The sequence below is a fragment of the Actinomadura sp. SCN-SB genome, assembly GCF_043906805.1.
GTDB lineage: Bacteria > Actinomycetota > Actinomycetes > Streptosporangiales > Streptosporangiaceae > Spirillospora.
Window position 1 is genome coordinate 1 of record NZ_JBIMPP010000074.1, and the last position, 23,794, is coordinate 23,794.

Genomic DNA, 23,794 nt, shown 5'->3' on the forward strand with positions numbered 1-23,794 from the left:
GCCGGGGACCGGCGGGGCCGGGCGGACGGGCGGCCCGATTCGCCGGCGTCCCTCCGGAAATCCCCGCCGACAGATCGCCTTCCGGGAAGATGGAGCCGATGAGCACCCAGATGCGCACCCAGGAGCGCGCCGCCTGGCGGACCATCGACTCCGGCCAGCTGCTGCTGATCGCCACCGCCGGGCTCGTGGTGATCGTCGCGATCACGCAGGTGGCGGCGGTGGGCCTGGAGCAGGCCGAGGTCGCGGTGGTGTTCGGCGTGCTGATCGCGCTGGGCGAGCTGTTCCGGATGGTGATGCCCGGCAACCGGGAGGTCGCGCCGATCGCCAGCGCGGGCGGGATCGGCTACGCGCTGCTCGTCGGGATCGGGCCGGAGGGGGCGCCGCCCGACGCGCCGCTCGGCGTCGCCCCGGCCGTGCATTCCCCGTTGCAGGTGGTGGCGGTGACCGCCGTCGGCACGCTGGTCGGCTCGCTGCCGCATGTCGCGGTCGGCCGCACCCCCCGGCTGGACGCCATGGCCCGGCGGCTGTTCACGGTCACCGCCGTGGCGCTGTGCTTCCGGCCGCTGCTGTCGCTGCGGCTGCACTGGCAGGTGCTGCTCGCGATGATGGGCATCGTGGTGATCATCGCCTGTGCCTGCGAGGTGATGATCGCCGCGCTGATCCGGGCGGAGGCGGTACGGGCGCGGTTCGGCATCGCGATGCGGGACGAGCTCAAGGCCAAGGCGGCGCTGTGCGCGGCCACCAGCGCGACCGCCATGCTGATCGCGGTGGCGACCACGGTGATGGGCCCGGCCGCGCTGCTGGTGTTCACGGCGCCGATCCTGGTCACCCAGTTCGCGTTCCGCCGCTATGCCGGGGTGCGCGCGACCTATCTGCAGACCGTGCGGGCGCTGTCGCGGGTCACCGAGGTCGGCGGGTACGTGGAGACCGGGCATTCCCGCCGTGTCTCCCGGCTGTCGGTGGCGATGGGCCGGGAGCTGGGCATGTCCGAGGAGGAGCTGCTGCACCTGGAGTACGCGGCGCTCATGCACGACATCGGGCAGTTGTCGCTGGGCGATCCCATCCCCGGCGGCGCCACCGTGCTGGCCTCGCCCGCCGAGCAGCGCCGCATCGCCGAGCTGGGCGCCGAGGTCATCAGGCAGACAGGCGTGCTCGACCATGTCGCCCGGATCGTGGAGCGGTCCTCGCATCCGTACCGGGTCGAGCAGTCCGCGCAGCCGCAGCCCGCGCCCGACGACGGTGCCGGCGACGCGTCCGGTTCCCTCCATCCCCCCGACGCGCCGGAGCGGCGGCCCCAGGCGCCGCCGCTGGCCAGCCGGATCATCAAGGTGGCCAACGCCTACGACGACCTGGTCGGCGACTCCGGTGACCGCGACCGGGGCGCCGCCGTCCTGGAGCGGCTGCGGCTCGACTCGGCCGCCGAGTACGACCCCGCCGTGGTCGAGGCGCTCCGCCGCGTCGTCGACCGCCGTCCCCGGCTGTAGGGGCCGGTGGTCCCGCGACCACCGGGGTACTAGTCTCTGCCGAGTGCGCGGGCGCGGGCCCGCCAGGGGACGAAGGAGTGTGCGGTCGTTGCACGAATCCGTGCTCGTGGCCAACCGCGGTGAGATCGCCGGCCGGATCATCCGTACCGTCCGCGCTCTGGGGCTGAAGGCCATCGCGGTGTACTCGGAGGCCGACGCGGGGCTGCCGTTCGTCGCCGAGGCCGACGAGGCGATCCTGATCGGCCCCGCGCGGGCCGCCTCCAGCTACCTGGACATCCCCCGGATCATGGAGGCGGCGCAGCGCACCAACGCCCGCGCCGTCCACCCCGGGTACGGGTTCCTGGCGGAGAACGCCGGGTTCGCGCGCCGGGTGCTGGAGGCGGGGCTGGCCTGGATCGGGCCGCCGCCGGACGCGATCGAGCGGATGGGCGACAAGATCAACGCCCGTAACCTGATGGCGAAGGCGGGCGTCCCGGTCGCGCCCGGCGTCACCGACCCCGTCCCGGACGCCGACGCCGCCGTGGCCGAGGCCGCGCGCATCGGCTACCCCATCATGGTGAAGGCCGCCGGAGGCGGGGGCGGCATCGGCATGGCCGTCGCGCGCGACGAACCCGCCCTCCGCCAGGCGTACGAGACCGCGCGGACGACCTCGGCGCGCTTCTTCGGGGGGTCGGGGAAGCGGGCCGACATCCTGCTGGAGCGGTTCGTGGAGGGCGCGCGGCATGTCGAGGTGCAGATCCTCGGCCTGGCCGACGGCACGGTGCTCGCGCTGGGCGAGCGCGACTGCTCGGTGCAGCGCCGCCACCAGAAGGTCGTGGAGGAGACCCCGTCCCCGGGCATCACGCCGGAGCTGCGCGCCCGGATGATGGAGGCGGCGGTGCGGGCGGGCGAGGCGGTCGGCTACCGCGGCGCCGGGACGGTCGAGTGCCTGGTCGACCCGGCCGCGCAGGACTTCTTCTTCCTGGAGATGAACACCCGGCTCCAGGTGGAGCATCCGATCACCGAGCTGGTCACCGGGATCGACCTGGTGGAGCAGCAGCTGCGGATCGCCGCCGGCGAGCCGCCCTCGTTCGGCGAGGTGGCCGCCCGAGGGCACGCGATCGAGCTGCGGGTGTACGCCGAGGACCCCGCGACCTTCATACCGTCCCCGGGCGAGATCAAGGTGTGGGAGGAGCCGGTCGGCGACGGCATCCGCATCGACGCGGGCTACGCAGAGGGCACCACCGTCACGCCGTACTACGACCCGATGCTGGCGAAGCTGTGCGTGCATGCCGACGACCGTCCCGCCGCGCTGGAGCGGGCACGGGTGGCCGTGGCGGCGTTCCGGATCGAGGGGATCAACACCAACCTGCCGTTCCTCGCCGAACTGCTGGAGCACCCCGAGTTCGCTGACGGCTCGTACGACACCGGCATCGTCGGCCGCATGCGCCCGTGAACCGGGCCGCTCCAAGGGGAGGCTGGTGAGGGGGGTAGTCTGCCCGCCGTGGAGACGTACTGTGACCGCTGCGGGGAGCCCGCGGAGGAAGGCGAACACGAAGGGTGCCGCGAGGCGCGGCTGATGGAGCCGCCGCGCTACTGCGCGCGCTGCCGACGCCGGATGGTCGTGCAGGTGACCCCGATGGGCTGGACGGCGCGCTGCTCCGAGCACGGCGTGCTCAGCTCGGCCTGACGCCGCCCTCCGCGGGCTTCAGGTCCAGGACGTAGGTGAGCAGGGTCACACCCTCGACCGGACTCCAGTCGAGCTCCGGGGTCCGCGTGAACCCCATCCGCTCGTACAGCCGCTGGGCGGCGCGCATGTTCGGCTGGGTCGACAGCCGCAGCGCCACCAGCCCGGCCCGCCGCGCCCGGTCCGCGCACTCCTGGACGAGCGCCCGCCCGACACCGTTCCCGCGGCTGGACTCCAGGACGACCAGCATGCGGAACTCGCCCTCGTCCGGCGCCGCCAGCTCGGCGTACGGGCTGTCCGGCGGCGCGTACGCGACGGCCCCCACGATCTCCCCGTCCACCTCGGCGACCAGCAGCTCCGCCTTGGCCGCGCGGTCGGCGGCGTCGGCCAGCGTGTGCAGGTAAGAGGACCCGGGCGTGATCAGACCGCCCCGCGTGTACACCCCGACCGTCAGCTCGCCGATCCGCGTGTACTCGCCGGGGCGTGCCAGGCGGACGGTGACGTGCCGCTCAGACACCGGTGGTGCTGCGCGGGTAGGCGACATCGGGATCGGTCACCACGTTGACCAGGTACGGGACGCCGGAGTCGAAGGCGCGGCGCAGCGCCGGGCCGATCCGGTCCGGCTCGGTGACCAGTTCACCGGCCCCGCCCAGCGCCCGCACGACCTCGTCGTAGCGGCAGCCGGGTCGCAGGTCGGCCGCGACGTCGTATCCGTAGAGCATCCGCATCGGATGTTTCTCCAACCCCCAGGCTCCGTTGTTGCCCACGATCATCACCACGGGCAGGTCATGCCGTACCAGGGTATCCGCATCCATCAGGGAGAATCCGGCGGCTCCGTCCCCGAGCAGCAGCACGACCTGCGAGGACGGGCGGGCCAGCCGGGCCGCCGCCGCGTACCCGGGGCCGGTGCCCAGGCACCCGTACGGGCCGGGGTCCAGCCAGCCGCCGGGGCGCCGCGGCTCGACGTACTTGCCCGCGTACGAGACGAAGTCGCCGCCGTCCCCGATGACCACGGCGTCGTCGTCCAGCACCTTGGCCAGTTCCCCGTACACGCGCATCGGATGGATCGGGGCGGCGTCGGAGGCCAGCAGGGCGGCGTCGTCCGCGATCGCCGTCCTGGCCAGGTCGTGGAGCCCGGCCGCCCAGTCGGCGTGGGACCTGGGGGCGACCCCGGCCTTGTACGCCGCCGTCACGAGCCCGGTGAACACCTCGGAGAGGTCGCCCGACGCCGACCCGGCGAGCGGCACGTGGGCGGCGATCTGGGACGGGGCGTCGGCGAGGTGCACCACCTTCGCCTGCTCGCCCGTCCCGCTCCCGAACGTCCCGTACCCGAGCCGGAAGTCCAGCGGGGTCCCCGCGACGATCACCAGGTCGGCACGGGCGAACGCGCGTCCCCGGGCGCGGGTCACCAGCAGTTCGTGACCGGCGGGCAGGATGCCCCGGCCCTGCCCGTTGGCCACCACGGGCAGGGCGAACTCCTCGGCGAACGCGCGGGCGGCCTCGTCGGCGCGGTCCATCCAGACGTCCGACCCGAGGACCAGCATGGGACGCCGCGCCCCGGCCAGCAGCGCCGCGATCCCGTCGAGCGCGTCCGGGTCGGGCGACTCCCGCGCCTGCGGCTTCGGTTCCGGTACGGCTCCGGCGGGCGGGCCGAACAGGTCCTCCATGTGAGCGTCCAGGAAGACCGGGCCCCGATGCGGCGCCGTGGCGACGGCGAAGGCCCGCTCCACGTCCGACGCCAGCGTCTCCGGCCCGGACGCGGTCAGCGCGGCCTTGGTGATCGGCGCGACCAGCGGCGGATGGTCCAGTTCCTGGAGCGCGCCCGACCCCCACCGCCCGCGCGGCGCGCGCCCGCCCAGCACCACGACGGGCGACCCGTTGAAATGCGCCGTCGCGATGCCGCTCACCCCGTTGGTGACGCCGGGCCCGGCCGTCAGCACCGCCAGTCCCGGTCCCCGGGTCAGCCGCGCGGTCGCCTCCGCCGCGAACACCGCCGTCTGCTCGTGCCGCACGTCGAGGATCCGGGGCCGGGGCGTGGCGCCGCCGTCCCCGTCGAGCGCCGCGTCGTAGATCGGGAAGACATGCCCGCCGGAGAGGGTGAACATCGTGTCCACGCCGTGGCGGCGGACCACCGAGATGACCGTGTCGCCGCCGTGCCGAGGCTCCATGTGCGAAAGGTAACAACCAGGTCAGGTCTTGGCGACGTCCTGGCAGGTCCTTTCTTCGGGGAGCAGGGGGCGCAGCCGTACCGAGTACACCCTGCCGCCGCTGCGCCAGCGATGGTCCGCGCTCGCCGTCGCGACGTGCTTGACGACGGTGTCCCGGTCCTCGCCGGTGACGATCGCGCAGAGGCCGCCCGCCGCCCGTTCGCCCCGCCCGAGCGGCCGGTCCAGCGGCCAGTCGGAGACGCGCTGCCCGGGTCGGGCCGGGCTGTCCCCGGCGATGACGGCCATGCGCGGCGCCCGGTACGGCCGCGCCGGCGCGGCCTGGTCGGCGGGCGGCCACGCCTCCGGGTCAAGCCGCTTCCAGAACCGCACCGCGGGGGCGGCCGGCAGGCTCTCCGGCTCGACGACCCGCGTGAGGGCACTCCCGAAGGTGATCTGCAGGATCATCGCGTCCGCGACCTGGTCGGACCCGATCGTCCGCGGCCGGTCCAGGCCCGCCGCCCGCGCCTCCTGGAGGAGGCGGCGCAGCGCCGCGGACGTCAGGCGGTATTCGCGGGCGGCCCACTCGGCGCCGCGCCGCGGCTTCGCGATGGCGCGTCCGTCCCGGTACAGCGAGAACTCCGGCAGGCTGCCCGGCGGGCCGAGACCGGCGAAACCGGCGGTCATCCGCCAGCGCAGCACCGGCCCCCCGCCGCTTCCGGAAGCCCGATCCGCGGGAGCGGTCGTCCGGCCGCCTCCCGGCTCCTCGTCCCGCGCCCGCTCCCGTCCCTCGCCGCTGCACGCGACCAGGAAACAGGCCCCGGCGAGCACGGCGACGACCCCCCGATCGATCACACCTCTGAAGGGTACGGATGGACCGGCCATGGGACTTGGACGCCACGCGCCCCGCCCTGGTTCCGTCCAAAATGGAACGGTCAAAGCTGTGGGTTCCTGCTGGGCCGCGGCGGAATGGCGCGCGCTAGGGTGTGCGCTCGTGAGCGTGCTCGTGGTGACCGGGACCTGCACCGGCGTCGGGAAGACGATCGTCACCGCGGCGCTGGCCGCGCTCGCGGCGGCGCGCGGGACCGGCGTCGCGGTCGTCAAGCCCGGCCAGACCGGGGTGGGCCCGGACGAGCCCGGCGACCTCGACGAGGTGCGGCGGCTGGCCGGAATCGACGACCTGCACGAGTTCGCCCGCTTCCCCGACCCGCTGTCGCCCGCGGCGGCGGCACGCCGGGCGGGGCTTCCGCCGCCACGGCTCGCGGACGCGGCCGACCGTATCCGGGACCTGAGCCGCAGCAGGGGCCTCGTCCTGGTGGAGGGGGCCGGGGGCCTGCTGGTCCGGTACGACGACGAGGGCACGACCATCGCCGACCTGGCCCGCTGGATCGGCGCCCCGGCGGTCGTGGTGGCCCGTCCGGGCCTGGGCACCCTGAACCACACGGCGCTCACGCTGGAGGCGATGGCGCACCGGGGCGTCCAGCTCGCCGGTGTGGTGCTGGGTGAGTGGCCGCAAGAGCCCGGCCTGGCGATGCGCAGCAACATCCGCGACCTGGAGACGATCGCCGCCCGTCCCCTGGCCGGCGCGATGCCCGCGGGCGCGGGCGCCCTGGACCCCGCCGAGTTCCTGCTGGCCGCGCATCGCGCGCTGGCACCCCCGTTCGGCGGCTCGTTCGACCCCGCCGCGTTCCGCGACGCGCACGGTGTCCTACCGTGAGGCATCACAGCAGAGAAGGAGAACCAGTGAGCGACATCCTCGACGTGGCCAGGCAGCAGGTGCTTCAGGACGGGAAGGGCCTGTCCGAGGCACAGGTGCTGGAGTGCCTGACGCTGCCGGACGACAGGCTCGAGGACCTGCTCGCGCTCGCCCACGAGGTCCGCATGCGCTGGTGCGGCCCGGAGGTCGAGGTGGAGGGCATCGTCTCCCTCAAGACGGGCGGCTGTCCCGAGGACTGCCACTTCTGCTCGCAGTCGGGCCAGTTCACCTCTCCCGTGCGCGCGGTCTGGCTGAACATCCCCGAGCTGGTGGAGGCCGCCAAGGAGACCGCCAAGACCGGCGCCACCGAGTTCTGCATCGTCGCCGCCGTCCGCGGCCCCGACGAACGCCTGATGTCCCAGGTCCGCGAGGGCGTCGCGGCCATCAACGCCGCCGTCGAGATCAACATCGCCTGCTCTCTCGGCATGCTCACCCAGGACCAGGTGGACGAGCTGGCCGCCCTCGGCGTGCACCGCTACAACCACAACCTGGAGACGGCCCGCTCCCACTTCCCCAACGTGGTCACCACCCACACCTGGGAGGAGCGCTGGGACACCCTCCGCATGGTCAAGGACGCCGGGATGGAGGTGTGCTGCGGCGGCATCATCGGCATGGGCGAGACCGTCGAGCAGCGCGCCGAGTTCGCCGCCCAGCTGGCCGCCCTCGACCCCGACGAGGTCCCGCTGAACTTCCTGGCCCCCCGCCCCGGGACCCCGTTCGCCGACCGCCCCCTGGTCGAGGGCACCGAGGCCCTCAAGACCATCGCCGCGTTCCGCCTGGCCCTGCCCCGCACCATCCTCCGCTACGCCGGAGGCCGCGAACTCACCCTCGGCGACCTCGGCACCCGCGACGGCATGCTCGGCGGCATCAACGCCATCATCGTCGGCAACTACCTGACCACCCTCGGCCGCCCCGCCGAACAGGACCTGGCCCTCCTGACCGACCTCCAGATGCCCATCAAGGCCCTCTCCAAGACCCTGTGACCACCAACGACCAACGAACCGCCGCTCACATACGCCACGGCTCCCACAGACCGGTGTCGATCCGGAGGTCGAACGGCTCGGGCAGGCGGATGGCCTCACCGAACGCCCACGACTCCTCGTGGAGGTAAGCGGACGCACTCCGGTCCGGAATCGAGTACAGGGTGGCCCGCGCTGCCTCTGGGGAGCAGTCGACCAGGAGGTAGTAGGGGATCTCGACGCTCGCGTAGCCGGACCATTTGTTCTTGCCCGTGCGCTCGTGGGCGCGTGTCGGCGGGAGATCCCCGTGCGAGTTGCTGGGCGAGGTGACCTCCACGGCCATCTCGATCTCGTCGGGCATGAACCCGACGGCGTGTGCCCTTCGTGCGGCCCTTTGGACGCTCTGCTCCATCACCAGCAGGTCGGGGATGTAACCGTCGCTCATCTCCACCCTTATCAGGCTCGCGACCTGTTGCGTTATCCACGGAAACACCGGATTCGCGAAGCGGGCCTCACTGAAGGCGTCCGCGATGTCCTGGATGATGCCGCCGTGTGTGGTGAGGGAGGCGGGGGACACGACGATCTCTCCTCCGATGATCTCTACGCGGGTTCCGTCATGCGGAAGGAGAAGGAGGTCGTGCAGTTCGCCGCTCTCCCAGAGTGCGTAGGGCGTGTCCGGGAGCACGGCGCTATGTGGCGGTATCTCCACCACATAGGGAGGGTTCGCCGTAGTGTTCACGTCGTGTGATCTCCCCTTCACTTTCTGCTCCCGGTCATCGTAAAGACATCGCCCCGCTCAGCGTAGCCAGAACGGTCGAACCTGTTGTCGAATCTTCTGTCGTCGCAGGTCAGTTGCGGCGGAGGCGGGTGATGAACTTGTAGCGGTCGCCGCGGTAGAGGGACTGGGCCCATTCGACGGGCTGGCCCGTGGTGTCGAAGGCGTGCCTGGACAGCAGGAGCAGGGGGAGGCCGACGTCCACGGAGAGCAACTGGGCGTCGTGGGGGGTGGCCAGGACCGTCTCGATCGTCTCCTCGGCCTCGGTGAGGTGGACGTCGTAGGCCGTGGCGAGGGTCTCGTAGAGGGAGCGGTGGCGGGGGAGCTCGCGGCGCAGGCCGGGGAAGCGGCGGGCGGGGAGGTGGGAGGTGTCGATCGACATGGCCTCGCCGTCGGCGAGGCGGAGCCGGTGGATGCGCAGGACGCGTCCGCCGGGACGGATGCCGAGCAGGGTCGCCATGCGCTCGTCCGCGCTGACGTAGCCGATCTCCAGGATGCGGGTCTCGGGACGCAGGCCGTGGTGGCGCATGTCCTCGGTGTAGGAGACCAGCTGGAGCTCCTGGGCGACCTTGGGTTTGGCGACGAACGTGCCCTTGCCCTGGATGCGCTGGAGGCGTCCCTCGACCACCAGTTCGGCCAGTGCCTGCCGCACGGTGGTGCGGGAGGTCTCGTACTTCTCGGCCAGTGCGCGTTCAGGGGGCAGCGGGCTGCCCGGCGGAAGCTGCTGGATCAGCTCGACCAGCAGTTCCTTGAGTTTGTAGTACTTCGGAATGCGTGGTGCCTGGGCCGAGTGGTGCTTGCCGATGTCGCTCAGTGGCGCGCGCTCGTACCCACCCCCGTGGCGGGGTCCGCCCCTGACCTCCGTCACGGTCTCTCCTCACGTTCACTATCAGTTGTTCCCCGATGTTAACCGTGCAGACTACGGGCGGTAGAGCCCGGCCACCGCGGTCAGGGCGCCCTGGAGGGTCGTGAGGTCCGCCTCGCCGAGGGTGGCGCGGGCGGTGAGGCGCAGGCAGGCGCGGCCTTCGGGAACGGAGGGCGGGCGGAAGCAGCCGACGCGGACGCCGTGCTCGGCGCAGATCTCGGCGGCCTTGACGGCGGCGTCGGGCTCGCCGAGGACGACGGGGACGACCGCGGCGGCGGGGTCCGCGGTGGTCTCCAGGCCGAGCCCGGCGGCGATGGCGGCGATCCGGCGCGCGCGGTCGCGGGCGCGGGCGGGCAGGCCCGGCTCGGCGGCCAGGACGTCGAGGGCGGCGAGGGCCGCGGCGGCGGCCGGCGGGTTCAGCCCGGTGTCGAAGATGAACGGGCGGCCGGTGTCGACCAGCGTCTCGATCACCTCGGGGGCGCCCAGCACCGCGCCGCCCTGCGCGCCCAGCGACTTGGACAGGGTGAGGGTCAGCACGACGTCCGGCTCCCCGGCGAGCCCCGCGGCGTGCGCCGAGCCCTGGCCGCGGTCGCCGACGACGCCGAGCGCGTGCGCCTCGTCCACGACCAGCATCGCGCCGTGCGCGCGGACGACGCGGTGCAGGTCCGCGAGGGGCGCCTCGTCGCCGTCCACGGAGAACACCGCGTCGGTGACGACGAGGGCGTGCTCCTCGTCCCGTTCGGCGAGGGCCCGCTCGACGGCGGCGACGTCCCGGTGCGGGACGATCACGACCCGGGCCCGGGACAGCCGGCAGGCGTCCACGATCGAGGCGTGGTTGGTCCGGTCGGAGATCACCAGTTGGCCGGGCCCGGCCAGGCCCGTCACCGCGCCGAGGTTGGCCAGGAACCCGGACGAGAACACCAGCCCGGCGGCCGATCCGGTGAAGGCGGCCAGCCGGCGGTCCAGCTCGGCGTGGAGATGGGTGGTGCCGGTGACCAGTCGCGATCCGGTGGAGCCCGTCCCGTACTCGCGGGCGGCCCGGGCCGCCGCCTCGGCCAGCCTGGGGTCGCGGGACAGACCGAGGTAGTCGTTGGACGCCAGGTCGATCAGCCCGTCGTGGTCTCCGGAGCGGGGACGCAGCCGGCGCCGCAGCCCGGCCCGTTCGCGCCGCTCGGCCGCCGACCGGAGGCGCGCCAGGGGATCCGCGGACGGCACAGGATCGGTCATGCGGGCATCCTGCCAGGTGGGGTGGGCGGGTGTGCCGGGCGGGTCCGGGTCTCGGCGACAATGGACGTGTGCCCACGCTGAGTGATCTGGTAAGCGACCGCACCGATCTGACCGACGCGGATCTGGAGTGGCTGCACGCCCTGGTGTCGGACTGGCAGTTGCTGGCCGACCTGTCGTTCGCCGATCTGCTGCTGTGGGTGCCGCTGCGGTCGCCGGAGCCGCCGCAGGGCGAGGCCGATGGGCAGGGCGCCGCGAGCGGCTGGGTGGCGATCGCGCAGATGAGGCCCACGACGGGCCCGACCGCCTACCCGGAGGACCTGGTGGGCAAGGTCGTCCCGAAGGGCCGCCGGGGCCTGATCGACGTGGCGTGGCGGGAACGGCGGATCGTCCGGGAGGGCGACCCCGAGTGGGGCAGCGGCATCCCCGTCCGGGAGGAGTCGATCCCGGTACGGCGCGGAGCGAAGCTGCTCGGGGTGATCCAGCGCAGCACCAACCTCAGCTCGGCCAGGACGCCGAGCCGGCTGGAGCTGACCTACCTGCAGAGCGCGAGCGACCTGGCCCAGATGATCGCTGATGGCCGGTTCCCGTTCGCCGGTCAGGAACCCAACCTGGTCCGCTCGCCGCGGGTCGGGGACGGCCTGATCCGGCTGGACCGGGCGGGCCGGGTCACCTACGCCAGCCCGAACGCGCAGTCCGCGTACCGGCGCCTGGGGTTCCCCGCCGACCTGGTGGGGGAGTCGCTGGGGGCGGTGACCACCGAGCTGTGCGACACCGGGGAGCCGATGGAGGAGGCGCTGACCGCCCTCCTGAGCGGCAAGGCGCCCCGCGAGGTCGAGGTGGAGGCGCGCGGGTCGGTGATGCAGTTGCGCACGATCCCGCTGGTGGTCGGCGCCACCCGGATCGGCGCGATCGTGCTGTGCCGGGACGTCACCGAGCTGCGGTGGCGCGACCGGGAGCTGATGACCAAGGACGCCACCATCCGGGAGATCCATCACCGGGTGAAGAACAACCTCCAGACGGTGGCCGCGCTGCTGCGGTTGCAGGCCAGGCGGCTACAGATCCCGGAGGGCCGGATGGCGCTGGACGAGGCGGTGCGCCGGGTCGGGTCGATCGCGATCGTGCACGAGACGCTGTCGCACACCCCTGACGAGTTGATCGACTTCGATGACATCGCGGACCGTGTGATCACCATGGCGGGCGAGGTGTCCACGCCGGAGACCAGGGTGACGCCCAAGCGCACCGGCAACTTCGGCGTGCTGCCCGCGGAGGTGGCCACGCCGCTGGCGATGGCACTGACCGAGCTGCTGCAGAACGCCCTGGAGCACGGGCTGGCCAACCGGTTCGGCACGCTGGAGGTGCTGGCCGACCGGTACGAGGCGGAAGGCGGCTCCCAGGACGGGCCGGGGGAAGGCGCCGAGGACGGCGGCCGGGTGAAGGCGAAGGGCGAGGCGTCGCGGCTGGAGGTGGTGGTGGCCGACGACGGGGTGGGGCTGCCGCCCGACTTCGACGTCGAGAGCACCGACAGCCTGGGACTTCAGATCGTCCGCACGCTGATCGTGGGGGAACTGGGCGGTCGGCTGGAATTCCGGCGGCGGCCGTCGGGCGGCACCGAGGTCATCGTGGACGTCCCGCTCGACCAGGGCCGGCGCCGTCCTGGTCCGCCTCGTCCCTGATCACCAGTGGACGGGCGGGCGCGGCCGGGGCCGGCCGGGTCGCTCGGGACGACGGCCGGGGCTGACGGTCAGGAGGGGGTGGCGGTTCCGAGGTTGGCGGCGCGGGCACGGTTGCGGGACGCGCGGCGCCGGAGGGCGCGGCGCTCGTCCTCGCCCATGCCGCCCCAGACGCCCGAGTCCTGGCCGGACTCCAGCGCCCACACCAGGCAGGCGTCGGTCACGTCGCAGCGGCGGCACACCTGCTTGGCCTCCTCGATCTGCAGGAGCGCGGGGCCGGTGTTCCCGATCGGGAAGAACAGTTCGGGATCCACGTCACGGCAGGCTGCGCGGTGGCGCCAGTCCATGCGGTCCACTCCTTCGTCAGCGTGGAGGCGGTCGGCTCCACTTGTGAACTGGTTCACATGTCTCGGCCACCCCGGGGCCCGAGGGTTCAGGGGCTGCGGGGTGGGTGGATGTCGGCGCGGCGCGGCGATCAGGAGGCGGATCGTCGGAGCTTCCTGTCAGCGCACGCGTTTTGAGCGTGTCAAAACGGCGCGGGCCGACGCAAGACCTGCGAGAAACGTTTCTCAAAGGATGAGTGTCGTATGTGTCACATCAGCGGGTCGGCGGTGTTGCTTTCCCGTTAAACCAGGCGCCGTTCGGACTCATATGACGATCCGTATCGCCTCGGGCACCGATCGGAACGTGATCGCGCGCTGCTCGCCAAGGTAGTCGCCGTCGAGCTGGAACGCCACCGGCCGGTCCGCCCGGATGGTGATCTCCGTCGCGTCGTGCACGTTCAGGACCGTGGACCCGCGGACGGGGCGGTGCCGCGCGGTGAGCATCCCGGCCAGCGCGCCCAGCACGGGCGGCAGCCGCAGCGACCGTATCGCGAACGCGTCCAGGCCGCCGCCGAAGCGCGCCCGCGGGTTCGGATTCACCGGCAAGGGGCCGAGGAAAGTCCATGGCGCGGTATTGCTGACGAAGGCGAGAAAGAGCCCGGAAATCGGGGGCCTTCCCGGCAGTTCCAGGGTGAGGGCGGGATGCCTCCTGTCGGTTCCCGAGAAGAAATGCCGGAGCGCCGTCCGCACGTACAGGGAAGGGCGCGCGGGGGCCCCCGCCTGCCGGCGCCGTTCCACCTCCCGCACGACCTCGGCGTCCAGCCCGACCCCCGCGTTGAACGTGAAGTACCGGGGGGTGCCGCCATCATGGGTCGCCGTGCCGAGGCCGATCGTGCGGCCGCGGCCCGCGCGCAGCGCCTCCAGGACGGCGCGGGTGGCGGCGACCGGATCGTTGGGCAGGCCCAGGGCGCGGGCGAAGACGTTGGCGCTGCCGCACGGCAGGACCGCCAGCGCGGGCAGGCCGGGCGACGGGCCCTTGGCCAGCAGCCCGTTGACGATCTCGTTGACCGTGCCGTCGCCGCCGATCGCCATCACGACGTCGTAGTTCTCCGCCACCGCCCGGCTCGCCAGTTCGGTGGCGTGGTCGCGGTGGGCCGTCTCGGCCACGTCCGCTTCGAGGTGGCCCGAGACGGCCCGGACGAGGAGGTCGCGGGCCCGCCGGGAGGTGGAGGTCGCCTTGGGGTTGGCGATGAGCATGGCGCGCACGGCGCCAGGGTATCCATCACCCTCCGTGCCCTGCGTTCTCGGCATCCGGGCCGCGTGCCGGGACCGGACGGCGGCGAGTAGTGTTCTGGACGTGCCCAAGCGTCCCTTTACCGTGAACGCCGCCGCCGCGCTCGAAGCCCTGGAAGGCGCCGCCGCGATCGTGATCGGCCTCATCGTGGCCTGGGAAGTGATCAGAGGCGAGGCGGTGGACGCGGCCAGCGCGGTCGGCGTGACGGTGCTCGCGCTGGCCGGTGGCGCGGGGATGCTCGCCTGCGCGCGGGGCCTGCTGCGCGCCGACTCCTGGAGCCGCGCGCCGACCGTGATCACCCAGCTGTTCGCGTTGCCGATCGCCTGGACGCTGTGGCAGAGCGAGCAGTACGGGTACGGGATCCCGCTGGGCCTGGTCGCCGCGTCGGCCCTGATCCTGGTGCTCAGCCCGCCCAGTACGGCCTGGCTCGTCCAGCGCGCCCAGGACGAGGACGGGCAGGACGAGGACGGCGAAGACGGCCGGGCCGAGGACAGGTCCTCGCAGGGCGAGGACAGGCAGGGCTCCGGACCCCGCTCGTGATCACCCGCTGATCATTCGTCCGCGGTCAGGCCCTCGCGGAGCTGCGCGAGCGTCCGTGCCAGCAGACGGGACACGTGCATCTGGGAGATCCCCAGCTCCGCCGCGATCTGGGACTGGGTCATGTTGCCGAAGAACCGCAGCAGCAGGATCTTCTTCTCCCGCGCCGGCAGCTTCTCCAGCAGCGGCTTGAGGGACTCGCGGTACTCCACGCCCTCCAGCGACTCGTCCACCATGCCCAGCGAGTCCGCCACGGCGGGGGCGTCCTCGTCGCCGGAGTCGGGGGCGTCCAGCGAGACCGTGGAGTAGGCGTTGGCCGACTCCAGGCCCTCCAGCACCTCCTCCTCGCTCATCTGGAGGTGCGCGGCCAGCTCGCTCACCGTGGGCGCGCGGCCCTCCCGCTGCGCGAGGTCGCTGATCGCCTTGGTCAGGGAGAGCTTGAGCTCCTGGAGCCGGCGCGGCACGCGCACCGCCCAGCCCTTGTCCCGAAAATGCCGTTTGATCTCACCGACGATCGTGGGCGTGGCGTAGGTGGAGAACTCCACGCCGCGGTCCAGGTCGAACCGGTCGATCGACTTGATGAGCCCGATGGTGGCGACCTGGATCAGGTCGTCCAGCCACTCGCCCCGGTTACGGAACCGGCGTGCCAGGTACTCCACCAGCGGCAGGTGCAGCTCCACGAGCTGGTCGCGGATGCGCTGGCGCTCCGGGTCGCCCTCCGGCAGCGTGGCCAGGCGCTCGAACAGGGCACGGGCGCGGGCCCTGTCGGGCACCGCGGCCTCGGGACGCTCGCTCCCGGTCTCGCCCTCTACCGTCGTCTTCTCCGTCACGAGGCCCCCGCTGTGGTGCCGCGGCGCTTCTGCAACGTCACGGTGACCCGGTCGTCCGGGCCGACCTGTGCGTCCACCTCGCCGGCCAGCGACGAGAGCACCGTCCAGGCGAAGGTGTCGCGGCTGGGCACGGCGCCGTTGACGGTCAGGACCGACACGGCGATCCGCATCGCCTCGCCGGTCAGCTCGAATTCGCAGGTGAGATCGGTACCGGGCACCGCCTGGGCGAGCAGCATCGCGCACGCCTCGTCGACCGCGATGCGCAGATCCTCGATCTCGTCCAGCGTGAAGTCCAGCCGGGCGGCGAGCCCCGCCGTCGCGGTTCTCAGCACCGACAGGTAGGCGCCTGCGGCGGGCAGCTTCACCGTCACCACATCGCGCACGGACAACTTCGTACCGGCCGGGATGGCCGCGGTCTCCTCGGTCACGTCACTCCCTTGCAGGATTGGTCCCGCTGCCTTTGAAACTACCGCCTGGGGGGCCGTCCCGGAGACTCCGGCGCGCTGTGTTCGTTCGGGTCGCCCGCGGCGCCGGGCGCCGGGCGGGCTCCGCGCGCGGCGACGTCCCGGCGACCGGTGCCGGCGCCGTTCATGGGAGTTTCAGCTCTTGGCCAGGTTGGTCAAGGCGGCGCCGGTCAATCGATAGGTGGTCCATTCGTCCTGGGGGCGGGCGCCCAGGGACTCGTAAAAGCCGATGGAAGGCTTGTTCCAGTTGAGGACGGACCATTCGACCCGGCCGTAACCCCGGTCGTGGGCGATCCTGGCCAGTTCGGTGAGCAGGGCCTTGCCGTAGCCGTTGCCGCGTACGGCGGGGTCCACGTAGAGGTCTTCGAGGTAGATGCCGTGGCGGCCGAGCCAGGTGGAGTACGACAGGAACCAGAGGGCGAAGCCCACGACCTCGCCCTCGTGCTCGGCCACGTGCGCGAAGACTTTGGGCGAGGGCCCGAAGAGGCCGGCGCGGAGATCGTCCTCGGTGGCCTTCACCTCGTGCAGGGCCCGCTCGTAGTCGGCCAGGTCGCGGATCAGGCGCAGGAGGGAGGGGACGTCGTCGATGGTGGCAGGGCGGATCATGCCGCAAGGCTAGCCGCGGGCCGGGACCCGGTGAGACGGCGAAGGGCCCGCCGTTCGGGCGGGCCCGTGCCCGATGGAGGCGCGTTCAGCCCTGCTTGGTCTCCCAGAAGATCCGGTCGATCTCGGCGATCTGGGCGAGCAGCTCCTCCGCCACCTTCACGTCCATGCTGGACTTGGTGCCGCCACCGCCGCCGGCCAGCTTGGTGGCCTTGTTGAACAGCTCGTGCAGCTGCGGGTACTTCTCGAAGTGCGGCGGCTTGAAGTAGTCGGTCCACAGCACCCACAGGTGCTCCTTGACCAGCTCCGAGCGCTGCTCCTTGATCAGGATGGCCCGCGTGCGGAACACCGGGTCCTCGTTGGCGGCGTACTTCTCGCAGATCGCCTTGACCGACTCCGCCTCGATGCGCGCCTGCGCCGGGTCGTAGACGCCGCATGGCAGGTCGCAGTGGGCGGAAACGGTGGTCTTCGGGCGCAGAAGGTTGACGAGCACCTGCGTTCCCCTTCCCTTGTTTCGGATCATGCTCAAGTCCATGACATTACTCTTGTGGCTCCGGGGCCGCGTGGTGGGGCGCTCGGTAATTCGGCCTAGGACCACCCCCCTTGCACTACTTCACCGATCGGGGACGAGGTATGCCGCTGAGGGCGATGGCCGTGACCGGCGACTCGATGCTGCCGGCGCTGCGTCCCGGCGACCTGCTGCTGGTGCGCACGGGGGCGCGGGTCGGCGCGGGGGACGTCGTGGTGGCCCGCCATCCGGAACGGGACGGGCTGCTGATCGTGAAGCGGGCGGGGCACCGCTCCGGGGACGGCTGGTGGCTGGAGAGCGACAACCAGCGCGCCGCGGGCCGCCAGGACAGCTGGGACTTCGGCGCCGTCCCCGACCGGCTGCTGGTCGGGCGGGTCGTGGCGCGCTACTGGCCGCTGTCGCGGGTCGCGGTCTTCCCTCGGGGGCGCCCGTCGCCCACCGCGTGACCGTTGGTGCCCCTGGCGCGGCGCGGGCCCGGCACCGCGAGGCCGTCCTCGGCGGCGCAGCGGTCGGAGCAGTAGCGGCGCGAGCGGCCGGCGGTGCCGTCGAAGAACACCCGCTGGCACCCCTCGGCCCGGCAGACGCCCAGCCGGTCGATGCCGTGCTCGTCCACTTTGACGGCGAGGCCCATCGCGGCGCGCGCCGCGTACCGGTCGGGGACGGATCCGCCCTCGTTCAGGTGCAGATGCCAGTCCCGCGCGTCGTGCCTGGCCAGCTGGGGGTGGATCGGATGCTGGATGAGCAGCGCGTTGAGGCGTTCGACCGCCTCCTCCTCGTCGCCCGCGCCGGCCGCGACGAACACCGCGCGCAGTTGTTCGCGCAGTTGCCGTACGGTGTCGAGGTCGCGGTGCCCGACGCGGCCGCCCAGGTGCGGCCGGTGCGCGAGCAGGGCGCGCAGGTCGTCCAGGTCCCGCAGGGTGTCCCGGCGGCCGGGCTCGTGCGTGTTGACCAGCTCGATCGCCAGGTCGGCGTATGAGGCGAGGTCCACGAGAGCACCCCCCGGGCGGATTCGGCCCGCTGCGACGCATCGGACGAAGGTTCATTCCCCGCTGTCGAGTATTACACCCCGTACACCGACTTGGTCTCGCCCAACGGCAGCAGAAGGGATATATCTTGCGGCCACTGTCGGTTATCGGGAGATATTTCCTTGTTTTCTGGTCCGTCGGCCGTAGGTTCATGTCCCTTCTGGTGATGATCGCAGGGTGATGATCGCAGGGTGATGATCACCAGATGACGATCACGGCCCGTGCTCCCCGGGGGACACGGGCCGTGACGGCATGGGTCAGGCGCGGGCGACGCCCTCGGCGCGCGCCTGGTCGGCGACGGCCGCGGTGACGGCGGGGGCGACCCGGTCGTCGAAGGGGCCGGGGATGACGTAGTCGGCGGCCAGGTCGTCGCCGACGATGGCGGCCAGCGCGTCCGCCGCCGCCAGCTTCATGCCCTCGGTGATCGTGTGCGCGCGCACCTGCAGCGCGCCCTTGAAGATGCCGGGGAAGGCCAGCACGTTGTTGATCTGGTTGGGGTGGTCGCTGCGGCCGGTCGCGACCACGCGCGCGTGCCGCCCGGCCACGTGCGGCTCGACCTCGGGGGTGGGGTTGGACAGCGCGAACACGATCGCCCCGTCCGCCATGGTGGCGATCGAGGACTCCTGGACCGTGCCGCCGGACAGGCCGATGAACACGTCCGCTCCGCGCAGCGCGTCCTCCGTGGAGCCCACGAGCCCGGCCTTGTTGGTGTCCTCGGCCAGCGCGGCCTTGACCGGGTTGAGCCCTTCGCGGCCCTTGTAGATCAGGCCCTTGCTGTCGGAGACCGCGATGTCGCCGATGCCCGCGTTCAGCAGGATCCTGGTCACCGCCACGCCCGACGCGCCCGCGCCGGCGACCACGGCGCGCAGCTCCGGCAGGGGGCGCCCGATCAGCCGCGCGGCGTTCTTCAGCGCGGCCAGCACGACGATCGCGGTGCCGTGCTGGTCGTCGTGGAACACCGGGATGTCCAGGGCGGCGCGCAGCCGGTCCTCGATCTCGAAGCAGCGCGGCGCGCTGATGTCCTCCAGGTTGACGCCGCCGAAGCTGGGCGCCATCCGGATCACGGTGTCGACGATCTCGTCCACGCCGGTGCAGTTCAGCGCGATGGGCACCGAGTCGACCCCGGCGAACTCCTTGAACAGCAGCGACTTGCCCTCCATGACCGGCATGGCGGCGGCGGGCCCGATGTCGCCCAGCCCCAGCACGGCCGTGCCGTCGGTGACCACCGCCACGACCTTGGAGGTCCAGGTGTACTCGTGCGCGAGCTCGGGACGCTCGGCGATCGCGGTGCACACCCGGGCCACGCCGGGCGTGTACGCGAGGGAGAGATCGTCCCTGTCCCGCACCGGGATGGTGGAGCGGACCTCCAGCTTGCCGCCACGGTGCAGCGGGAACGCCGGGTCGTCGTCGTAGGACGGATCTGGTTGTCGGGAAGACTCGATGGAATGGGGCTTCACAGCCACAGCGACCCCTGTCAGTGAAATGTGGGATTTCGGACGATGCCGCCGCGGTGGTGTGGTGTGGTGTCCGTCACCGGTGACATCTCGCGACGCACGGGGGTCACCCGTTGGCTGATTCTGTCACAGGGCGCCCGGCGCGCCGGGCACTGGGGGCCTCCGATCCCGGTCAGGTCCGGCCATTCCGACTTCGACCTGCGACGACGCCACTACGCCGCGTGCGGGCGGGGGTGGCGGGCGGGGTTCCCGAACATCCTCGTTGTGGGATTGTTTCGGACCCTTTATCCAGATCACGGCAGGTGTAGGCGAAACTATGCTGCGACCGACGGATCCGCCGGGATCCACCGAGACCAGACTGAAGGGGGACCTGTGATCACTGGTTCTCTGCGCCGCAGCGCTGTGGCGGCGGGCGCGCTCATGCTGACGGCCGCCCTCGCCCTGTCGGCTTGTGGCGAGAAGGACGAGGGCCCAGAGGCCGGTCAGCAGATCACCCCGTCCGGAGGCGCCGACGCGCGGCTGGCGGGCATGGTCCCGGCCGGGATCAAGGCGGACGGCAAGATCGTCATCGGCACGGACGCCTCCTACGCGCCCAACGAGTACCTCGACAGCGACGGCAAGACCGTCGTCGGCTGGGACAAGGAACTGTTCGACGCGGTCGCCGCCAAGCTCGGGCTCAAGACCGAATGGGTCAGCTCCAAGTTCGACGACATCATCCCGGGCGTCCAGTCCGGCAAGTACGAGGCCGGTGTGTCCTCCTTCACCATCAACGACGAGCGCAAGCAGCAGGTCGCGATGGTGAGCTACTTCACCGCCGGCACCCAGTGGGCCACCAAGAAGGGCAACCCGGCCGGGGTCCAGCCCGACGACGCCTGCGGCAAGAAGGTGGCCGTGCAGCGGGCCACCGTCCAGGTCGAGGACCTGGAGAAGCGCTCCAAGGCGTGCACCGACGCGGGCAAGCCGGAGATCACCATCGACCAGTACCAGGGCCAGGACCAGGCCACCGCGGCCGTCGTGTCCGGCAAGGACGACGCCGGGCTCGCCGACTCCCCGATCATCGCCTACGCGGTCAAGCAGACCAACGGGCAGCTGGAGCTACTGGGCGACATCTACGAGGCCGCCCCGTACGGGTTCGTGGTGAAGAAGGAGGAGACGCAGTTCGCGCAGGCCGTCTCCGAGGCCACCAAGGCGCTCATGCAGGACGGCACGTACAAGAGGATCCTGGAGAAGTGGGGCGTGCAGGCGGGCGCGATCAACACCTCCGCGGTGAACCCCTGATCCCATGACCCAGGTAACCGAGGACACCTCGGCGGACCGGGCGCGGCCTGAGGCGATCCAGGCCGTGCCCGTCCGGCACCCCGGACGCTGGGTGGCGGTGGCGGTCATCGCGGTGCTGACCGCGATGTTCGTGCACATGCTGGTGACCAACGAGCGGTTCCAGTGGGCGTTCATCGTCGACAACGCCTTCCGGCCCAACATCGTCCGCGGCGTCTACACCACGATCCTGCTGACCGTCCTCGCGATGATCATCGGTGTGGCGATGGGCATCGTGCTGGCCGTCATGCGGCTGTCGCCCAACCCGATCCTCAGCAGCGTGGCCTGGCTCTACACCTGGTTCTTCCGGGCGGTGCCGCGGCTGGTGCTGGCGATCCTGTTCGGCAATATGGCCATCCTGTACGCCGAGTACGACATCGGCGGCGTGCCCTTCGCCGGGCAGCTCGGCGACCTGCTGGGCGTCGACATCGACGGCACGCTGTTCACCCTCGACGCGCGGACCCTGCTGACCGGGTTCATGGCCGGCCTGCTCGCGCTGGCGCTGTCGGAGGCCGCGTACATGGCCGAGATCGTCCGCGCCGGGATCCTGTCGGTCGACCCGGGGCAGAGCGAGGCGTCCGCCGCGCTGGGCATGTCCCGGTTCCAGACGATGCGCCGGATCGTGCTGCCGCAGGCCATGCGGGTGATCATCCCGCCCACCGGCAACGAGACCATCGCGATGCTGAAGGACACCTCGCTGGTGGCCTTCGTGCCGGTGAGCAACGAGCTGTTCTTCCAGCTCCAGGCCGTCGGCAGCCGCACCTTCCAGGTCTTCCCGATGCTGGTGGCCGCCTGCATCTGGTACCTGATCCTGACCAGCTTCCTGCTGGTGGCGCAGTACTACATCGAGCGGTACTTCGCTCGCGGATCCGCGTCCGGGCGCACGCGGCGGCGTCCCAAGGTCGTCGCCGCGGGTGTCGACGTCAGCCTCGGCAAGGGCGGCGGGGGAGAAGGGGACGACTGATGAGCGCACCCGGCGACGACGGCGACCTGACCGCCGACACCGCGTCCGACACCGCCTCCGACACCGTGGAGGTCGCCACCGCCGACTACATGGTGCGAGCGGAGAACGTCCACAAGAGCTTCGGCCGGCTCGAAGTGCTCAAAGGCATCGACCTGGAGGTGCGACCCGGCGAGGTGACGTGCGTCATCGGGCCGTCCGGCTCCGGCAAGTCGACGTTCCTGCGCTGCATCAACCACCTCGAGAAGATCGACGCGGGCCGGCTGTGGGTCGCCGGGCACCTCGTCGGCTACAAGGAGAAGAACGGCAAGCTGCACGAGCTGCGCGACCGCGAGGTGTCGGCGCAGCGCCGCGAGATCGGCATGGTGTTCCAGCGCTTCAACCTGTTCCCGCACATGACGGTGCTGGAGAACGTCATGGAGGCGCCGTGCCGGGTCAAGCGCCAGCCCAAGGCCGCCGTCCGCGAACGCGCCCTCACACTGCTGGACCGGGTCGGGCTCGCCGACAAGGTCGGCACCTACCCGGCGCAGCTGTCCGGCGGCCAGCAGCAGCGCGTGGCGATCGCCCGCGCGCTCGCCATGGAACCCAAGCTGATGCTGTTCGACGAGCCGACCTCCGCGCTCGACCCCGAACTGGTCGGCGAGGTCCTCGAGGTCATGAAGCAGCTCGCGCTGGACGGCATGACGATGGTCGTGGTCACCCACGAGATCGGGTTCGCCAGGGAGGTCGGCGACTCGCTGGTGTTCATGGACGGCGGCGTCATCGTCGAGAAGGGCCCGCCCCGCGAGGTCCTGGCCGATCCGCAGCACCCCCGCACGCGGGACTTCCTCTCGAAGGTCCTGTAGGGCGCCGGACGAGCCCGCCCCGGTGCGGGCCACGGCACGCCCCGGGGACTAGGGTGCGGGGCATGTTCGCTGTCACCGCTACGCAGCTCGACCGCCACAACCCCCTCAACGGCCTGACGCTCGGAGACCGCCCCGAACCCGAAGTCCCCGCCGGATGGACCACCGTCACGGTGAAGGCCACGGCGCTCAACCACCACGACCTGTGGTCCCTGCGCGGCGTCGGGCTGCGCGAAGAGAACCTCCCCATGATCCTCGGCTGTGACGCCGCCGGAGTGGACGACGACGGCAACGAGGTCATCGTCCACTCGGTGATCGGCGACCCGGAACGCGGCGGCGGCGACGAGACCCTCGATCCCAAACGCTCCCTGTTGTCCGAGAGGTACCAGGGCACCTTCGCCGAGAAGGTCGCCGTGCCGCGGCGCAACCTCGTGCCCAAGCCCCCCGAACTGTCCTTCGAGGAAGCCGCCTGCCTCCCCACCGCCTGGCTCACCGCGTACCGGATGCTGTTCGACAAGTCCGGCCTGCAACCGGGCTCGACCGTTTTGGTGCAAGGCGCCGGCGGCGGCGTCGCCACCGCCCTCATCGCGCTCGGCTCCGCCGCGGGCTACCGGGTCTGGGCCACCAGCCGCACCGAAGGCAAGCGCAAGCGCGCACTCGAACTGGGCGCCGACGCCGCGTTCGAGACGGGCGCGCGGCTCCCCGGCCGGGTCGACGCCGTCATGGAGACCGTCGGCGAGGCCACCTGGTCGCACTCACTGAAGTCGCTGCGCCCCGGCGGCCGCATCGTGGTCTCCGGCGCCACCAGCGGCCAGGTGCCCCCCGCCGAACTCAACCGCGTCTTCTTCCTGCAACTCTCCGTGGTCGGCTCCACCATGGGCACCCGCGACCAGTTGGAACGCCTGACCCGCTTCCTGACCACCACCGGCACCCGCCCGATCGTCGACCGCGTCCTGCCGCTCACCCAGGCGCGCGACGGCTTCGCGGCCATGAACGAAGGCGAGGTCTTCGGAAAAATCGTGTTCAGTGTGTGACTGTGACATAGGTGGGGGGCTTCGCCCCCTGCACCCCC

Annotated in this window: 26 protein-coding genes; 12 read left to right on the forward strand and 14 right to left on the reverse strand. The window is 71.9% G+C overall.

Annotated features, from left to right (window positions below; all coding sequences use genetic code 11):
• Positions 1 to 98: 98 nt before the first annotated feature.
• The 3 genes from ACGWYJ_RS32790 to ACGWYJ_RS32800 all read left to right on the forward strand — a co-directional run bounded on the left by ACGWYJ_RS32790 (position 99) and on the right by ACGWYJ_RS32800 (position 3,153).
• Positions 99 to 1,484: an HD-GYP domain-containing protein gene (locus ACGWYJ_RS32790; protein ID WP_395110322.1), complete on the forward strand. Its 1,386-nt coding sequence runs from the start codon at positions 99 to 101 to the stop codon at positions 1,482 to 1,484.
• Between the two features lie 88 nt (positions 1,485 to 1,572).
• Positions 1,573 to 2,919: an acetyl/propionyl/methylcrotonyl-CoA carboxylase subunit alpha gene (locus ACGWYJ_RS32795; protein ID WP_395110323.1), complete on the forward strand. Its 1,347-nt coding sequence runs from the start codon at positions 1,573 to 1,575 to the stop codon at positions 2,917 to 2,919.
• Between the two features lie 48 nt (positions 2,920 to 2,967).
• Entirely contained in the window at positions 2,968 to 3,153 is a 186-nt protein-coding gene (locus ACGWYJ_RS32800; protein WP_395110324.1) for a hypothetical protein, read from the forward strand.
• Here ACGWYJ_RS32800 and ACGWYJ_RS32805 read toward each other — a convergent pair.
• The 3 genes from ACGWYJ_RS32805 to ACGWYJ_RS32815 are packed head-to-tail and all read right to left on the reverse strand — an operon-like array spanning position 3,140 to position 6,149.
• Positions 3,140 to 3,667 carry a GNAT family N-acetyltransferase gene (locus ACGWYJ_RS32805; RefSeq protein WP_395110325.1) on the reverse strand — a complete coding sequence of 176 codons (528 nt, stop codon included), beginning with the start codon at positions 3,665 to 3,667 and terminating at the stop codon, positions 3,140 to 3,142. The genes ACGWYJ_RS32800 and ACGWYJ_RS32805 overlap by 14 nt on opposite strands.
• A complete protein-coding gene (locus tag ACGWYJ_RS32810) occupies positions 3,660 to 5,318 on the reverse strand; it encodes an acetolactate synthase (protein ID WP_395110326.1) in 1,659 nt (552 codons plus the stop codon). Before ACGWYJ_RS32810 ends, ACGWYJ_RS32805 begins: the two co-directional genes overlap by 8 nt.
• A gap of 21 nt (positions 5,319 to 5,339) precedes the next feature.
• The gene (locus ACGWYJ_RS32815) at positions 5,340 to 6,149 is read right to left on the reverse strand and encodes a hypothetical protein (protein ID WP_395110327.1); all 810 of its coding nucleotides are present in this window, start codon (positions 6,147 to 6,149) and stop codon (positions 5,340 to 5,342) included.
• 145 nt (positions 6,150 to 6,294) lie between these two features.
• On the opposite strand from ACGWYJ_RS32815, the gene bioD reads away from it, so the two are divergent.
• On the forward strand, positions 6,295 to 7,011 hold the full coding sequence (bioD, locus tag ACGWYJ_RS32820) for a dethiobiotin synthase (RefSeq protein ID WP_395110365.1): 717 nt from the start codon (positions 6,295 to 6,297) through the stop codon (positions 7,009 to 7,011).
• Positions 7,012 to 7,037: 26 nt separating this feature from the next.
• A complete protein-coding gene (gene bioB / locus ACGWYJ_RS32825; RefSeq protein WP_395110328.1) occupies positions 7,038 to 8,033 on the forward strand; it encodes a biotin synthase BioB in 996 nt (331 codons plus the stop codon).
• A 25-nt stretch (positions 8,034 to 8,058) separates the two neighbouring features.
• Here bioB and ACGWYJ_RS32830 read toward each other — a convergent pair whose 3' ends face one another.
• The 3 genes from ACGWYJ_RS32830 to ACGWYJ_RS32840 form a co-directional block, all read right to left on the reverse strand.
• Positions 8,059 to 8,748: a Uma2 family endonuclease gene (locus tag ACGWYJ_RS32830; RefSeq protein WP_395110329.1), complete on the reverse strand. Its 690-nt coding sequence runs from the start codon at positions 8,746 to 8,748 to the stop codon at positions 8,059 to 8,061.
• A gap of 109 nt (positions 8,749 to 8,857) precedes the next feature.
• On the reverse strand, positions 8,858 to 9,598 hold the full coding sequence (locus tag ACGWYJ_RS32835) for a GntR family transcriptional regulator (protein ID WP_395110367.1): 741 nt from the start codon (positions 9,596 to 9,598) through the stop codon (positions 8,858 to 8,860).
• 105 nt (positions 9,599 to 9,703) lie between these two features.
• Positions 9,704 to 10,876, reverse strand: a complete 1,173-nt coding sequence (locus ACGWYJ_RS32840) for an 8-amino-7-oxononanoate synthase (RefSeq protein WP_395110330.1) — start codon at positions 10,874 to 10,876, stop codon at positions 9,704 to 9,706.
• A 68-nt stretch (positions 10,877 to 10,944) separates the two neighbouring features.
• Here ACGWYJ_RS32840 and ACGWYJ_RS32845 point away from each other — a divergent pair, with 68 nt between their 5' ends.
• Positions 10,945 to 12,549, forward strand: coding sequence for a sensor histidine kinase (locus ACGWYJ_RS32845; protein ID WP_395110331.1), 1,605 nt, complete (start codon positions 10,945 to 10,947; stop codon positions 12,547 to 12,549).
• A gap of 68 nt (positions 12,550 to 12,617) precedes the next feature.
• On the opposite strand, the gene ACGWYJ_RS32850 is transcribed toward ACGWYJ_RS32845, so the two are convergent.
• On the reverse strand, positions 12,618 to 12,893 hold the full coding sequence (locus ACGWYJ_RS32850) for a WhiB family transcriptional regulator (RefSeq protein WP_395110332.1): 276 nt from the start codon (positions 12,891 to 12,893) through the stop codon (positions 12,618 to 12,620).
• Between the two features lie 300 nt (positions 12,894 to 13,193).
• Positions 13,194 to 14,135 carry a diacylglycerol/lipid kinase family protein gene (locus ACGWYJ_RS32855; protein WP_395110334.1) on the reverse strand — a complete coding sequence of 314 codons (942 nt, stop codon included), beginning with the start codon at positions 14,133 to 14,135 and terminating at the stop codon, positions 13,194 to 13,196.
• A gap of 91 nt (positions 14,136 to 14,226) precedes the next feature.
• Between ACGWYJ_RS32855 and ACGWYJ_RS32860 the strand changes: the two genes are divergently transcribed.
• On the forward strand, positions 14,227 to 14,703 hold the full coding sequence (locus ACGWYJ_RS32860) for a hypothetical protein (protein ID WP_395110335.1): 477 nt from the start codon (positions 14,227 to 14,229) through the stop codon (positions 14,701 to 14,703).
• An 11-nt stretch (positions 14,704 to 14,714) separates the two neighbouring features.
• Here ACGWYJ_RS32860 and ACGWYJ_RS32865 read toward each other — a convergent pair whose 3' ends face one another.
• The 4 genes from ACGWYJ_RS32865 to sodN all read right to left on the reverse strand — a co-directional run bounded on the left by ACGWYJ_RS32865 (position 14,715) and on the right by sodN (position 17,090).
• The gene (locus ACGWYJ_RS32865; protein WP_395110369.1) at positions 14,715 to 15,473 is read right to left on the reverse strand and encodes an RNA polymerase sigma factor SigF; all 759 of its coding nucleotides are present in this window, start codon (positions 15,471 to 15,473) and stop codon (positions 14,715 to 14,717) included.
• Positions 15,474 to 15,526: 53 nt separating this feature from the next.
• The gene (locus tag ACGWYJ_RS32870; RefSeq protein ID WP_285696215.1) at positions 15,527 to 15,958 is read right to left on the reverse strand and encodes an anti-sigma factor; all 432 of its coding nucleotides are present in this window, start codon (positions 15,956 to 15,958) and stop codon (positions 15,527 to 15,529) included.
• Between the two features lie 171 nt (positions 15,959 to 16,129).
• On the reverse strand, positions 16,130 to 16,600 hold the full coding sequence (locus ACGWYJ_RS32875) for a GNAT family N-acetyltransferase (RefSeq protein ID WP_395110337.1): 471 nt from the start codon (positions 16,598 to 16,600) through the stop codon (positions 16,130 to 16,132).
• A gap of 85 nt (positions 16,601 to 16,685) precedes the next feature.
• Complete coding sequence (gene sodN, locus ACGWYJ_RS32880; RefSeq protein WP_352231283.1) at positions 16,686 to 17,090, reverse strand: superoxide dismutase, Ni; 405 nt, start codon at positions 17,088 to 17,090, stop codon at positions 16,686 to 16,688.
• Between the two features lie 140 nt (positions 17,091 to 17,230).
• Here sodN and sodX point away from each other — a divergent pair, with 140 nt between their 5' ends.
• Positions 17,231 to 17,572: a nickel-type superoxide dismutase maturation protease gene (sodX, locus tag ACGWYJ_RS32885; RefSeq protein ID WP_395110339.1), complete on the forward strand. Its 342-nt coding sequence runs from the start codon at positions 17,231 to 17,233 to the stop codon at positions 17,570 to 17,572.
• Here the strand turns inward: sodX and ACGWYJ_RS32890 are convergent.
• Positions 17,512 to 18,114, reverse strand: a complete 603-nt coding sequence (locus tag ACGWYJ_RS32890; protein ID WP_395110340.1) for a CGNR zinc finger domain-containing protein — start codon at positions 18,112 to 18,114, stop codon at positions 17,512 to 17,514. The genes sodX and ACGWYJ_RS32890 overlap by 61 nt on opposite strands.
• Positions 18,115 to 18,408: 294 nt before the next feature.
• Positions 18,409 to 19,614: an NADP-dependent malic enzyme gene (locus ACGWYJ_RS32895; RefSeq protein ID WP_395110342.1), complete on the reverse strand. Its 1,206-nt coding sequence runs from the start codon at positions 19,612 to 19,614 to the stop codon at positions 18,409 to 18,411.
• Between the two features lie 363 nt (positions 19,615 to 19,977).
• On the opposite strand from ACGWYJ_RS32895, the gene ACGWYJ_RS32900 reads away from it, so the two are divergent.
• The 4 genes from ACGWYJ_RS32900 to ACGWYJ_RS32915 all read left to right on the forward strand — a co-directional run bounded on the left by ACGWYJ_RS32900 (position 19,978) and on the right by ACGWYJ_RS32915 (position 23,756).
• Positions 19,978 to 20,883: an ABC transporter substrate-binding protein gene (locus ACGWYJ_RS32900; RefSeq protein ID WP_395110344.1), complete on the forward strand. Its 906-nt coding sequence runs from the start codon at positions 19,978 to 19,980 to the stop codon at positions 20,881 to 20,883.
• A 4-nt stretch (positions 20,884 to 20,887) separates the two neighbouring features.
• Positions 20,888 to 21,883 (forward strand): amino acid ABC transporter permease, encoded by a 996-nt coding sequence (locus tag ACGWYJ_RS32905; RefSeq protein WP_395110345.1) that lies wholly within the window; start codon positions 20,888 to 20,890, stop codon positions 21,881 to 21,883.
• 89 nt (positions 21,884 to 21,972) lie between these two features.
• On the forward strand, positions 21,973 to 22,725 hold the full coding sequence (locus tag ACGWYJ_RS32910; protein ID WP_395110371.1) for an amino acid ABC transporter ATP-binding protein: 753 nt from the start codon (positions 21,973 to 21,975) through the stop codon (positions 22,723 to 22,725).
• 62 nt (positions 22,726 to 22,787) lie between these two features.
• Positions 22,788 to 23,756, forward strand: coding sequence for a zinc-binding dehydrogenase (locus ACGWYJ_RS32915; protein ID WP_395110347.1), 969 nt, complete (start codon positions 22,788 to 22,790; stop codon positions 23,754 to 23,756).
• Positions 23,757 to 23,794: the final 38 nt, after the last annotated feature.

Excerpts from the sequence above, each read along its gene's own strand:
- ACGWYJ_RS32875 (WP_395110337.1), bottom strand. The coding sequence starts at position 16,600 with ATGATCCGCCCTGCCACCATCGACGACGTCCCCTCCCTCCTGCGCCTG.
- ACGWYJ_RS32905 (WP_395110345.1), top strand. The coding sequence starts at position 20,888 with ATGACCCAGGTAACCGAGGACACCTCGGCGGACCGGGCGCGGCCTGAG.
- ACGWYJ_RS32840 (WP_395110330.1), bottom strand. The coding sequence starts at position 10,876 with ATGACCGATCCTGTGCCGTCCGCGGATCCCCTGGCGCGCCTCCGGTCG.
- ACGWYJ_RS32915 (WP_395110347.1), top strand. The coding sequence starts at position 22,788 with ATGTTCGCTGTCACCGCTACGCAGCTCGACCGCCACAACCCCCTCAAC.
- sodX (WP_395110339.1), top strand. The coding sequence starts at position 17,231 with ATGCCGCTGAGGGCGATGGCCGTGACCGGCGACTCGATGCTGCCGGCG.
- ACGWYJ_RS32850 (WP_395110332.1), bottom strand. The coding sequence starts at position 12,893 with ATGGACTGGCGCCACCGCGCAGCCTGCCGTGACGTGGATCCCGAACTG.
- ACGWYJ_RS32790 (WP_395110322.1), top strand. The coding sequence starts at position 99 with ATGAGCACCCAGATGCGCACCCAGGAGCGCGCCGCCTGGCGGACCATC.
- ACGWYJ_RS32910 (WP_395110371.1), top strand. The coding sequence starts at position 21,973 with ATGGTGCGAGCGGAGAACGTCCACAAGAGCTTCGGCCGGCTCGAAGTG.
- ACGWYJ_RS32810 (WP_395110326.1), bottom strand. The coding sequence starts at position 5,318 with ATGGAGCCTCGGCACGGCGGCGACACGGTCATCTCGGTGGTCCGCCGC.